A 10,915-nucleotide genomic window follows, 5' to 3' on the forward strand; every position below is an offset into this window, starting at 1 on the left:
GTGGCCCGGAACAGGGTGCAATGGCCCGCCACTACCGGGGCACCGATCCGCTCACGTCCGAACCGGTCGAGTTCTGGGTGTCCGACGACACCATCAGCCTCACCGCGGTTCCCGACGCCGAGACGGCAGTCGACGGTGGCTGGATTCTGCCGGGCCTCGTCGACGCCCACAATCATGTGGGGATCGCGCCGGGCCTCGGGGTCGACATCGAGCAGGCCCGTGGGTACGCCTACGCCGATGCGCGCGCAGGCACCCTGCTGATCCGCGAGGTCGGGTCGCCGCTCGACACGCACCCACTCGACGACGACCCCGCTTGCCCGCGCTTCATCCGCTCGGGCAAGCACATCGCCCGGCCCAAGCGGTATCTGCGCGACTACGGCGTCGACCTCGACGATCCGGACGAACTCGCGGCCGAGGTGGCCCGGCAGGCGCAGGCCGGCGACGGCTGGGTGAAGATCGTGGGCGACTGGATCGACCGCGAGGTCGGCGACCTGGCCCCGTTGTGGACCCGTGCACAGATAGAGGCGGCGGTGGCGGTGGCGCACGAGCACGGCGCCCGGATCACCGCGCACGTCTTCGGAACCGATGCTCTCGTCGACCTGATCGGGGCCGGAGTCGATTGCATCGAGCACGGCACCGGGCTGACTCCCGATCTCGTCGACCAGCTCGTCGACCGCTCGATCGCGTTGGTGCCCACCATGATCCAGGTCGAGAACTTTCCCGGGATCGCCGACGGCGCCGAACGCTTCCCGACCTACGCCGCCCACATGCGCGCCCTGCATGCGGGCGCCCCGGCGGTGTTCGCCGCCGCGCGTGAGGCCGGCGTCGCGATCTTCGCCGGGACCGACGCGGGCGGATTCGTCGAGCACGGACGCATCGTCGACGAGATCGAGGCGCTCTCGGACGTGGGCCTGGGCCCGGCGGGTGCGATTGCGGCGGCGTCGACGAATGCGCGCGCCTGGCTGGGCGCCGACCTCCTGGAGGACGGTCACCGCGCCGACTTCGTCGTGTACGCGGACAACCCGTGCGACGACCTGGGCACGTTGCGACACCCGGTAGCAGTGGTGTCGTCTGGTCGCCACCTCGTGTGAGCAAAGCCACACGGTAGTGGCTGGTTGCCTTTCTTACCGCCGCGTAACGTAGCAACGGCGTTGCAACGGTTCGGCCAGGACGAACCGGATCAGTCCAACTCGGATCCGCGGCCCGGATCCGAGAGCGCGGGCCCGTCGGAGCCGGGGGTCGAGGGAGGCTCCGGCGGTGTCGCGCATCTGGACGCGGATGAGCCGACACCGACAGAGTGACGGAAGTGACGTTCGGCATGTGGTCGTCCTCGCGGGGTGGGCGACCACATGGTCCATCGGCTGTTCCTTCTGCAGGCCGATCACCGGATTCGGTACTCACCGCCCGGTCTGGCACAATGATTCGCTGGTTCGTCGGATCCGGTCACGGCCGCCCGACGGTCACACCACTACAGACGCAAAACCGGGTCCGCCACTCCGGGCGGATTGCTGAATTGCGCAGTGACCACACGAAAGAGAAGTAGAGATGGCTGTCAAGATCAAGCTCACGCGGCTCGGCAAGATCCGCAACCCGCAGTACCGCATCGTCGTCGCCGACGCCCGCACCCGCCGCAACGGCCGGGTCATCGAGACCATCGGCAAGTACCACCCGAAGGAAGAGCCCTCGCTGATCGAGGTCGACTCCGAGCGCGCGCAGTACTGGCTGGGAGTCGGTGCGCAGCCGACCGAGCCCGTGGCCGCGATCCTCAAGGTGACCGGTGACTGGCAGAAGTTCAAGGGCCTGCCGGGCGCCGAGGGCACCCTGAAGACCGCCGAGCCCAAGCCGTCGAAGCTCGACCTGTTCAATGCCGCGCTCGCCGCCGCCGACAACGAGCCGGTCGCCGCCGCGACCACCCCCAAGAAGAAGGCCGCGAAGAAGGACGACGAGGCCGCTGAAGCTCCCGCCGCCGAGGGCGACGCGTGAGCGCAGTCGTCGCCGACGCGGTCGAGCACCTGGTCCGCGGAATCGTCTCCAACCCCGATGACGTCCGGGTCGACCTCGTCACCGGCCGTCGCGGCCGGCTCGTCGAGGTCCACGTGAACCCCGACGACCTCGGCAAGGTGATCGGTCGCAACGGTCGTACCGCCACCGCGCTGCGTACCCTGGTCTCCGGGATCGGCGGCCGCGGGATGCGCGTCGACATCGTCGACACCGACCGCTGACCGAGAACCCGAACACCGAGCGCATCGTGGATCTCGTCGTCGGCCGTGTGGTCAAGTCACACGGAATCCGTGGTGAGGTCGTCGTGGACGTCCGCACCGACGAGCCCGAGAGCCGTTTCGCTCCGAACTCGGTGCTGCGTGGCCGTCTGCCGCGCGGTGCCGGGGAACGGGATTTCACCGTCACAGCCGCCCGGGATCATTCCGGGCGGCTGTTGGTGTCCCTGGCCGGCGTCGCGGACCGGGATTCCGCAGACGCCCTGCGCGGCACCCTGTTCCTCATCGACAGTTCGCAGGTGGAGCCCTCCGACGACCCGGACGAGTTCTACGACCACGAACTCGAGGGCGTGCCCGTTCAACTCACCGACGGCTCCGCGGTCGGCGTCGTCGAATCGGTCCTGCATCTGCCCGGCGGCGAGTTGCTGTCGGTACGCACCACCGACGACCGTGAGGTGCTGGTGCCGTTCGTGCGCGAGATCGTGCCGAGCGTCGGTCGCGAGCTGATCGTGATCGACCCCCCGGAGGGGCTGCTGGATCCGGATTCGCTCGACGAGGCGCCGTGATGCGTCTCGACGTCGTGTCGATCTTCCCCGAGTACCTCGATCCGCTCCGAGTTGCTTTGCTGGGCAAGGCGATCGACGCCGGACGGATCACCGTGGCGGTCCACGACCTACGCAACTGGACGCACGACGTCCATCGCAGCGTGGACGACTCGCCGTACGGCGGCGGGCCCGGCATGGTGATGAAACCCGACGTCTGGGGGCCGTGCCTGGACGAGGTGTGCCCCGACGACGCGCTGCTGATCGTGCCGACCCCTGCCGGTGTGCCGTTCACCCAGGAGACCGCGCGTCGCTGGAGCACCGAGCCGCATCTGGTGTTCGCCTGCGGCCGGTATGAGGGTATCGACCAGCGTGTCTTCGACGACGCGGCCCGACGGGTGCGCGTCGAAGAGGTCTCCCTCGGCGACTTCGTCCTCATCGGGGGAGAGGTCGCGGTCATGGCCATGATCGAGGCGACCGTCCGGCTGCTCGACGGCGTACTCGGCAATCCCCGCTCGCATCAGGAGGATTCGTTCTCCGACGGGCTGCTCGAAGGTCCGAGTTACACGCGGCCGGTGTCCTGGCGCGGTCTGGACGTCCCGCCCGTACTCCTCAGCGGCGACCACGCGAAGGTGGCACGCTGGCGTACCGAACAGGCCCTCGAGCGGACGCGCGCGCGCCGGCCTGATCTCCTCCCGGACCCTGTGGACTCCTCCGCGGACCATCCGGGCGATACCGACTAGGATTCGGCAGAGGTTCGACTCGGACGGGGGTCCAGCAGACGATGCAGGGGTATTCGGCCATGGTCGAGGAACTCGACCGGCAGCGCACCGAACTCGAACGGGTCCGGAAGTCGTTGTCGCAGCTGACCTCCCGGGCGACCAGTCACGACCGGCTCGTCGCGGTGACGGTCGACGCGCGCGGCCGTGCGGTGGACATCACGATCGAACCCTCCGCAATGCGTCGATACCGCGCGGATCAACTGTCCGCCCTGCTGACCACGCTGATCGCCGAGGCGGACACCGCGCTGCGCACCAGATCCGCCGACATCCTCTCCGGCGCACCGGATCTGCCGATCGACTACGCCGACGCCCGCCTCGACAGTGTGGTCGCCGATGACCGACCCTGACCTCTCGCCGGCGGCCGACGCCGGTCCCCGGGTCGCCGCCGACCCCGGTGCCGCCGCCGTCGTGGCGACGCGACTGCAGGCAGCGGCGGCGGAACTCACGGCGATACAGACCGAGCTCGCCGCCCTGCTCATCGACGTCGACATGGCAGTAGGCACCGGGAAATCGGCGGGTGCGTTCCGGGCGGGGTTCTCGCCGGCGGCCGCGGCGTCGACGGATCGTCTGCACGACGTCGGGAACCGTCTCGGACAACGCCGCCGCGCCCTCGTCGCCGGCATCGACGACCTCCTCGACCGAGATGCCGAGGCCTCGGCGCGTATCGGCCGGGCCGACGCATGACGGCGCGTGGCGAGGCCGAGCGGATCGCCGAGGAACTGGCCCCGGGGGTGTGGCCGACCGCCGACGCGGCGGCACTGAGCGACTCGGCACAGCGCGTGCGGGCACTCGCCGAGAGGGTGGCCGGCCTCGCCGAGGCGGTGGCGTCGGTGACCGACTCGTACGCGACGGGGGACTCGACCGCGGGCGGGTTCCACGATGCCGTCGTCGACGGGCTCGGACAGATCGCCGGTGCCGATCTGCCCGGAGCGGCGGAACGGCTGCGCGCGCTCGGGACGTCGCTGGACGCGTATGCCCGGACGGTGATCGACACGCAGCAGCAGATGTCGGTGGTCGCACTGATCGCCGACCGCGACATCCGGCGGGCCGAGGTGAACGCCGCGATCGGTGACGACACGTGGCGGGTCGAGGCCGCGAGCACCGGCCGGATGGCCCTCACCGCGGCGGGGGACGATCACACCGAACGGTCGGGTGAGGCCGGGCAGAGCGCCGCTGCACCCGCGGCGACGAGCGGGATGATGCCGATGATGCCGCTCGGGGCACTGGGTGCGGCGGGTGCGATGGCTGCCGGTCTCGGGGGTCTGGCCGGCGCGCGGGCTCGCGCCGACCGCGACGTGATCGGCGCGAACGACCTGACCTGGTTGCGGGGGCGAGCCGAGCGACTCCAGACCACGGTCCCGGCATCGATCGCAGGTTGGTTCCGGACCGCGGTGGGCGTCGGGATCGGCCCGCGGGGAGCCCCGGTGGTCGTCGTCGGGACCAACGACCCGCAGCCGTATCAGCGGGTGGGGATGGAACTCGCCGACGACGAGGCACTCACCGCCAACGGCCAGGCGCCCGAACTCGCGGTCCGCGACCACATGGTGCATGCCGGTGTGACGCCGAGAGCGATCGCCGCGGCGACGCCGATGGAGCCCGCCACCATCTCGGCATTGCAGGCCGACGACGTCGTGATCGTGGCGCCACGGACGTAGCGGCTCCGCGATTTCGTCGGCCCGGGGTGTCTCTGGCACAATAGTCGGGTTGCCTGCCGACGATGCCCCGTGTCCGGGGCTGTCTCTCCGAGACCGCCGGCTGCGACGCCAACGACTCGGAGCACGAACCGGTCGAGCCCACGGGCCGCCAGGTTCCTCTGCTCAACGTTCTCCGCCAGACAAGGACCACGACACATGAACACGCTCGACTTCCTCGACAAGCAGTCCCTCCGCGACGACGTGCCGGACTTCGGCCCCGGTGACACCCTCGACGTCCACGTCAAGGTCATCGAGGGCAGCAAGGAGCGCGTGCAGGTGTTCAAGGGCGTCGTCATCCGTCGTCAGGGCGGCGGCGTGCGCGAGACCTTCACCGTCCGCAAGGTGTCCTTCGGCGTCGGCGTCGAGCGCACCTTCCCGGTGCACAGCCCGAACATCGCCAAGATCGACGTCCTCACCCGCGGTGACGTCCGTCGCGCCAAGCTCTACTACCTGCGCGATCTGCGCGGCAAGGCAGCCAAGATCAAGGAAAAGCGCTGACGCGTCTAACCTGACGAGGTGGCCGACACACAGCGACCCCACGATGCCCCCGACGACGACCGCGCCGACGACGCCAAGCGTCCGTGGAGGTTGAAGACCGACCCGGCCGAACCCGATGCCGACGAGCGCGGCAAGCGCAAGTCCGGCTCGGGTTCGCTCCTGCGCGAAGTCGTCATCATCGTGGGGTGCGTCCTTCTCCTCACCTGGGTGCTGCAGACCTTCATCGGTCGGCAGTACGTCATCCCGTCGGAGTCGATGGAGTCGACTCTCATCGGTTGCGACGGCTGCACCAACGACCGCATCGTGATCGACAAGCTCACGTACCGGTTCGGTGATCCGCAACCCGGCGACGTCGTCGTCTTCAAGGGCCCGTCGGAGTCGTGGAACGGCGCCTGGGTGTCGCCCCGATCGACGAACCCGGTGATGCACAAGGCGCAGGATGCGCTGTCGTGGTTCGGGTTCGCGCCGCCGGACGAGAATAACCTCGTCAAGCGGGTCATCGCGACCGGCGGTCAGACGGTGGAATGTCGCAACGACGAGGGCGTCGGTGTGAAGGTCAACGGTCGCCCGTTGCGCGAGCCCTACATCGACATGAAGCTCCAGGAGGAGACGGTCGCGTCGTTCGGGCCCGGTGTCGCCGGACCGGGCGACCAGGTGCCTCCGTGTCTCGGGCCGGACTTCGGTCCGATCACCGTGCCCGAGGGCAACGTGTGGGTCATGGGTGATAACCGCCTGAACTCGCAGGACTCGCGTTACCACGTCGAGGACCAGTACCAGGGCACCGTCCCGGTGAGCGACATCCGCGGCAAGGTCCGGTTCATCATCTACCCCTTCTCGCGGATCGGTGGTGTCGGTTCGTTCAATCCGCAGCAGGGGTGAGACAGCTGTGACGACTCGATGGCCACCCCGCTCACCCGTCCGCCGTGCCGCGGGTCTGCGAACGTTCGAATTCGCCCTGCACCGGCAGGGTCTGGGGCCCGTGGCGGGGGTCGACGAAGCCGGCCGCGGAGCGTGCGCGGGCCCGCTGGTCGTGGCGGCCTGCGTCTTGAAGCCGACGCAGCTCGTCTCCCTCGCCGACCTCGACGACTCGAAACGTCTGACCGAGCGCACCCGCGAGGAGCTGTACCGCTCGGTGACGCGCTACGCGCAGAGCTGGAGTGCGGTGATCATCGAAGCCGCCGAGATCGATCGCATCGGCATCCACGTCGCGAACATCGAGGGCATGCGCCGGGCGGTGGCCGCCCTCGACGTGAAACCGGGGTACGTGCTGTCCGACGGTTTCGCGGTGCCGGGACTGACGGCGCCGTCCCTGCCCGTGATCGGGGGAGACGGGGCGGCCGCGTGCATCGCCGCCGCCAGCATCATCGCCAAGGTCACCCGAGATCGCATCATGGTCGCCATGGACGACGACCTGCCCGGGTACGACTTCGCCATCCACAAGGGCTACAGCACGGCGTTGCACATGTCGCGCATCGACGCCGCCGGCCCCTCACCACAACACCGCATGTCGTACCGTAATGTCGCGGCACGTGTGGTCACCAGCGCAAACGACAACAGGGATAGGCTGACAGGATGAGTGCTGAGGATCTCGAGAAGTACGAAACCGAGATGGAACTCTCTCTGTACCGCGAGTACAAGGACATCGTCGGGCAGTTCACCTACGTGGTGGAGACCGAGCGGCGCTTCTATCTCGCCAACGCGGTCGAGATGATCCCGCGCAACACCGACGGCGAGGTCTACTTCGAACTCCGCATGAGCGATGCCTGGGTGTGGGACATGTACCGCCCGGCGCGGTTCGTCAAGCAGGTCCGCGTGATCACGTTCAAGGACGTCAACATCGAGGAACTCGAGAAGTCGGAACTCCGCCTGCCCGACGAGCCCTGACCACGCGCAATCTGTTGACAACGCCCTGATCGTTCACAGATCAGGGCGTTGCTCGCTTTCGGACGGTCGGCGAAACCGGTTCTGCGCGAATCTGATCGGCATGAGTGCACAAGCGCGCGACCATCCTCGCCCCGATCGCCGCGGTCATATCGGCCGGCTCGGTGAGGACGTGGCCGCGGATTACGCGATATCCCTGGGCTGGACTGTCCTGGAGCGCAATTGGCGTACCCGCTATGGCGAACTGGATCTGGTGGCCGCGGATGGGTCGGTCCTGGTGATCGTCGAGGTCAAGACCCGCGCGAGCCGCACGTACGACGATCCGGTCATGGCGGTCACGCCGTCGAAGCTCGCCCGGATGCGCCGACTCGCGGGGATGTGGCTGGCGGCGCAGGATCGGCGATGGACGCAGATCCGGTTCGACGTCGTCAGCGTGCGCCTCGACCAGGCCGCTCCCGACGATCTGGCTCGTGCGCAGGTGCGGCATCACCAGGGTGTGCACGTGTGAGCCCGGATGTCACAGCTTGCTCAGATCGGTCCGGATCAGCATCACGTTGTAGTCGCTCCACCGCGATGCGTTGAAGTAGAGCTCCTTCGAATCCCCCTGCAGCGCGGGGGAGTTGGGGAGCATCATCGGTCCGTAGACGACGAGCGCACCACGGGGCACGATGGTCTTCGGTGCACTCCACGGACCTTCGGGATGATCGGCGGTGCGCAGCGTGATGTCGTTGTCGCCATCGAGCATGACGTACTTCTCGAGGTACGGGCTCCAGGCGACCGATAGTTCGGTGACCGGTTGTCGGACGACGACCGCCGAGCCGTCGTCGGGGATCGCGGCGATGTCGTCCACCCAGCCGCGACTCTTCCCGGCCCAGTACTCGTACGCGTCGAGGTCGAGGATGTCCGTGGGTTTGAACCGCGCGAGGAAGGCGGCGCCGAATCGTCCGTTCGGGGTGCCGAACTGGTAGACGTACTCGGCTTCGGGTGTCCCGGGCCGGCCGCGGACGTAGGCGTTCTGCTGGAACTTGCCGTTGTTGAACTCGATCGGACGGAACTCGCCGGGCAGTCGGAGTGAGACCGGAGCATTGATGAGGATCGTGTCCTGGTCGGTGACCCAGGTCTGGCCGTTGTCGTCGGAATGGGCGATCGCCGAGAAGTTGGTGACCCAGTTGCCCGGCGAACCCCACGAGCGCACCGACATGTAGTTGACGTACTGGCGGAAGCCGTCGCCGTGCGGGAGAGAGATGGCCGCCGTCGGGATCGTGGTGACCTCGACGTTGGAGATGCCGAGCGACGGGATCAGTTCCTGCGCGTAGTTCGGTTGACCGGGCGCGATCACCGAACCCGACGTCACGTCGCCGGCGCGACCGGCCGGGACGGAGAGTCCGTTCGCGAGGTTGTCGTCGTCGGTGCGGAGCAGCACGTTGTGCCGCCACTGCTGTCCCGGCGCGTTGCAGTTGCCGAAGGTGTCTCCGAAGGCCATCAGCGTCTGGCCGCGGCCGTTGTCCCAGGAGACGCCGAGATCGGTGCCGCCGATACCGAACCGGCTGAATGTGCGGTTGGCGCTGAGCGGTCCCGTCACCCACCCGACGGTGCGGGATTTGGAACCGACATAGGGGATCAACGGCCGCTGCGGTCCCGGGTTCGGAATGCTCGAGCTGCCCGACGAGCCCTCCGACCCGCTGGAGCCACTCGAGCCGCTGGAACCGCTGGACCCGAAGCCCAGGAAGCTCGAGCCCGTGCTCGCGTTGCCGCACGGCGCGGCGTGCGCGACGCCGGCACCGGTCGTCAGCGCGACCGCGGTGCCGCTGAAGGCGATGACCCCGGCGAGGGCCAGTCGGACACTCGTGGTGAGACGGCTCGACACGCGCGTCCTCCAGTTACTCTTGCGATAGAAGTGATTGACGTGACTATTGTTACTGGAGTTACATGCGGATCGCGCGGTCCGCGGGGTCACGATCTGGTGTCGAGGGGCGTTCGTCCGCAGGATGGGAGCATGTTGGGACCCTCCGATTCGGCAGGTACGAACGTCCGTGTCGGCCAACTTCTCGGTGCGCCGATGTATGACCGCGGCGAGGTCCTCCATGCCGGTTCTGTGGTCCCTGCGTCGCCAGGCGTATATGGCTGGTGGTTCCAACGCCCGCCCTCCCACCTCATGGACGTGTCGTACTGCCGGAGCCGAGATGGCATGACACTCCCATATGTCGGCATCAGCCCCAAGAGACCCTCCGCGTCGGGCGCGGTCAGTCGGCAGAATCTCCGTCGTCGCCTGCGAACGCACTACCGAGGACGAGCGTCGACGTCGACTCCGCGCCTCAGTCTCGGTGCGCTCCTGGCTGATGAGCTCGGCATCCAGCTCGCCCTACACGGGACGAAAAGGCATTTCGGCGTCGGCGAGCCGGTCCTCAGTGAGTGGATGGGTGACAACACCCGGGTCTCGTGGTTGGCAGTCGACGAACCTTGGCTGGTCGAGGAAGCACTGATCCGCCAGCTGGATGTGCCGCTGAATCTAGAAGGTAACTCGCACAACCCCTTTTACCGCGACCTCAAGCTGGCCCGGGCTCGGGCTGCAGCTTCGGCGACGTCCTAGCGCACGAAGAACCGCTTCTCGGACCTCGTCCGTGATTGCCAGCCGACACGTTCGAGTTCCGGTGTCTCCGAGTCGTGCGCGGGGTAGCCGATACACAGGTAGGCGACCAGCTTCCAGGCCGGCGGTACGGCAAGTGCCTCGGAAACCTCCTCGGGTTCGATGATGGACACCCACCCCACCCCGACGCCTCGGGCCCGCGCCGCCAGCCAGAGTGTGGAGATCGCGGTGACGACCGAATACTCCAGCGTCTCGGGCACTGTCTGTCGGCCGAGTCCCCGGCCCTGCTCGACACCGGGCTCGCAGAACACGGCGAGGTGGACGGGAGCGTCGTCGAGACCGGCGAGCTTGAGCGACGAATACAGCTGTGCGCGTTCGCCCGTATAACCGTCCAGCGCGTCGGCGTTGCAGCGAGTGAAGCTGTCGCGCACCGATTGCCGGGCTTCGGCGGACCGGACCTCGACCCAGCGCCACGGTTGGCTGTTGCCCACAGACGGAGCCAGTTCGGCTGCGTCGAGGATGTCGGGGAGCACGTGGGGTTCGAGTGGTTCGCGGCGGAAGCAACGGACGTCGCGTCGCCATCGGAGTAGTCGGTCGAGATCGCCGACGAACGCATCGTCGAATGTTCCGTCGTCCATCGGTTGTCGAGCCTAGTCGGGCTGCTGTGAACGGTGGTGCACAACCGCGAGGTCATCCACAGATCGGCTGTGTGAGT

Annotated in this window: 16 protein-coding genes; 14 read left to right on the top strand and 2 right to left on the bottom strand. The window is 68.0% G+C overall.

What is annotated here, in order from left to right; genetic code table 11:
- Positions 1-20 precede the first annotated feature (20 nt).
- The 13 genes from MVF96_RS10215 to MVF96_RS10275 all read left to right on the top strand — a co-directional run bounded on the left by MVF96_RS10215 (position 21) and on the right by MVF96_RS10275 (position 8,121).
- Positions 21-1,091, top strand: a complete 1,071-nt coding sequence (locus MVF96_RS10215; RefSeq protein ID WP_247452088.1) for an amidohydrolase family protein — start codon at positions 21-23, stop codon at positions 1,089-1,091.
- 454 nt (positions 1,092-1,545) lie between these two features.
- Complete coding sequence (gene rpsP / locus MVF96_RS10220) at positions 1,546-1,983, top strand: 30S ribosomal protein S16 (protein ID WP_058250078.1); 438 nt, start codon at positions 1,546-1,548, stop codon at positions 1,981-1,983.
- Positions 1,980-2,222: an RNA-binding protein gene (locus tag MVF96_RS10225; RefSeq protein WP_004572301.1), complete on the top strand. Its 243-nt coding sequence runs from the start codon at positions 1,980-1,982 to the stop codon at positions 2,220-2,222. Before rpsP ends, MVF96_RS10225 begins: the two co-directional genes overlap by 4 nt.
- A 26-nt stretch (positions 2,223-2,248) precedes the next feature.
- A complete protein-coding gene (rimM, locus tag MVF96_RS10230) occupies positions 2,249-2,782 on the top strand; it encodes a ribosome maturation factor RimM (protein ID WP_058250079.1) in 534 nt (177 codons plus the stop codon).
- On the top strand, positions 2,782-3,501 hold the full coding sequence (gene trmD, locus MVF96_RS10235) for a tRNA (guanosine(37)-N1)-methyltransferase TrmD (protein ID WP_137809339.1): 720 nt from the start codon (positions 2,782-2,784) through the stop codon (positions 3,499-3,501). Before rimM ends, trmD begins: the two co-directional genes overlap by 1 nt.
- Before the next feature lie 41 nt (positions 3,502-3,542).
- Complete coding sequence (locus MVF96_RS10240; RefSeq protein ID WP_065628989.1) at positions 3,543-3,887, top strand: YbaB/EbfC family nucleoid-associated protein; 345 nt, start codon at positions 3,543-3,545, stop codon at positions 3,885-3,887.
- Positions 3,874-4,224 (top strand): hypothetical protein, encoded by a 351-nt coding sequence (locus MVF96_RS10245; RefSeq protein WP_065628988.1) that lies wholly within the window; start codon positions 3,874-3,876, stop codon positions 4,222-4,224. Before MVF96_RS10240 ends, MVF96_RS10245 begins: the two co-directional genes overlap by 14 nt.
- Positions 4,221-5,195 carry a hypothetical protein gene (locus tag MVF96_RS10250; RefSeq protein WP_065628987.1) on the top strand — a complete coding sequence of 325 codons (975 nt, stop codon included), beginning with the start codon at positions 4,221-4,223 and terminating at the stop codon, positions 5,193-5,195. The genes MVF96_RS10245 and MVF96_RS10250 overlap by 4 nt, the downstream gene beginning before the upstream one ends.
- A 195-nt stretch (positions 5,196-5,390) precedes the next feature.
- Entirely contained in the window at positions 5,391-5,732 is a 342-nt protein-coding gene (rplS, locus tag MVF96_RS10255) for a 50S ribosomal protein L19 (RefSeq protein WP_004572295.1), read from the top strand.
- Positions 5,733-5,750: 18 nt separating this feature from the next.
- Positions 5,751-6,611, top strand: coding sequence for a signal peptidase I (lepB, locus tag MVF96_RS10260; protein WP_211538777.1), 861 nt, complete (start codon positions 5,751-5,753; stop codon positions 6,609-6,611).
- Positions 6,612-6,618: 7 nt separating this feature from the next.
- Positions 6,619-7,308 (top strand): ribonuclease HII, encoded by a 690-nt coding sequence (locus MVF96_RS10265; protein ID WP_058250085.1) that lies wholly within the window; start codon positions 6,619-6,621, stop codon positions 7,306-7,308.
- The gene (locus MVF96_RS10270; protein WP_004572292.1) at positions 7,305-7,616 is read left to right on the top strand and encodes a DUF2469 domain-containing protein; all 312 of its coding nucleotides are present in this window, start codon (positions 7,305-7,307) and stop codon (positions 7,614-7,616) included. Before MVF96_RS10265 ends, MVF96_RS10270 begins: the two co-directional genes overlap by 4 nt.
- A gap of 100 nt (positions 7,617-7,716) precedes the next feature.
- Positions 7,717-8,121: a YraN family protein gene (locus tag MVF96_RS10275; RefSeq protein ID WP_065628985.1), complete on the top strand. Its 405-nt coding sequence runs from the start codon at positions 7,717-7,719 to the stop codon at positions 8,119-8,121.
- A gap of 9 nt (positions 8,122-8,130) precedes the next feature.
- Here MVF96_RS10275 and MVF96_RS10280 read toward each other — a convergent pair whose 3' ends face one another.
- On the bottom strand, positions 8,131-9,480 hold the full coding sequence (locus MVF96_RS10280) for a DUF4185 domain-containing protein (RefSeq protein WP_247451939.1): 1,350 nt from the start codon (positions 9,478-9,480) through the stop codon (positions 8,131-8,133).
- Between the two features lie 192 nt (positions 9,481-9,672).
- Here MVF96_RS10280 and MVF96_RS24565 point away from each other — a divergent pair, with 192 nt between their 5' ends.
- Positions 9,673-10,203 (top strand): GIY-YIG nuclease family protein, encoded by a 531-nt coding sequence (locus MVF96_RS24565; protein ID WP_336287430.1) that lies wholly within the window; start codon positions 9,673-9,675, stop codon positions 10,201-10,203.
- Here the strand turns inward: MVF96_RS24565 and bluB are convergent.
- Complete coding sequence (gene bluB, locus MVF96_RS10290; protein WP_247451940.1) at positions 10,200-10,838, bottom strand: 5,6-dimethylbenzimidazole synthase; 639 nt, start codon at positions 10,836-10,838, stop codon at positions 10,200-10,202. The genes MVF96_RS24565 and bluB overlap by 4 nt on opposite strands.
- Between the last annotated feature and the right edge of the window lie 77 nt (positions 10,839-10,915).

It is taken from the genome of Gordonia hongkongensis (genome assembly GCF_023078355.1).
GTDB lineage: Bacteria > Actinomycetota > Actinomycetes > Mycobacteriales > Mycobacteriaceae > Gordonia > Gordonia hongkongensis.

Excerpts from the sequence above, each read along its gene's own strand:
- MVF96_RS10215 (WP_247452088.1), top strand. The coding sequence starts at position 21 with ATGGCCCGCCACTACCGGGGCACCGATCCGCTCACGTCCGAACCGGTC.
- rpsP (WP_058250078.1), top strand. The coding sequence starts at position 1,546 with ATGGCTGTCAAGATCAAGCTCACGCGGCTCGGCAAGATCCGCAACCCG.
- trmD (WP_137809339.1), top strand. The coding sequence starts at position 2,782 with ATGCGTCTCGACGTCGTGTCGATCTTCCCCGAGTACCTCGATCCGCTC.
- MVF96_RS10240 (WP_065628989.1), top strand. The coding sequence starts at position 3,543 with ATGCAGGGGTATTCGGCCATGGTCGAGGAACTCGACCGGCAGCGCACC.
- MVF96_RS10245 (WP_065628988.1), top strand. The coding sequence starts at position 3,874 with ATGACCGACCCTGACCTCTCGCCGGCGGCCGACGCCGGTCCCCGGGTC.
- MVF96_RS10250 (WP_065628987.1), top strand. The coding sequence starts at position 4,221 with ATGACGGCGCGTGGCGAGGCCGAGCGGATCGCCGAGGAACTGGCCCCG.
- rplS (WP_004572295.1), top strand. The coding sequence starts at position 5,391 with ATGAACACGCTCGACTTCCTCGACAAGCAGTCCCTCCGCGACGACGTG.
- MVF96_RS10270 (WP_004572292.1), top strand. The coding sequence starts at position 7,305 with ATGAGTGCTGAGGATCTCGAGAAGTACGAAACCGAGATGGAACTCTCT.
- MVF96_RS10275 (WP_065628985.1), top strand. The coding sequence starts at position 7,717 with ATGAGTGCACAAGCGCGCGACCATCCTCGCCCCGATCGCCGCGGTCAT.
- MVF96_RS24565 (WP_336287430.1), top strand. The coding sequence starts at position 9,673 with ATGTATGACCGCGGCGAGGTCCTCCATGCCGGTTCTGTGGTCCCTGCG.
- bluB (WP_247451940.1), bottom strand. The coding sequence starts at position 10,838 with ATGGACGACGGAACATTCGACGATGCGTTCGTCGGCGATCTCGACCGA.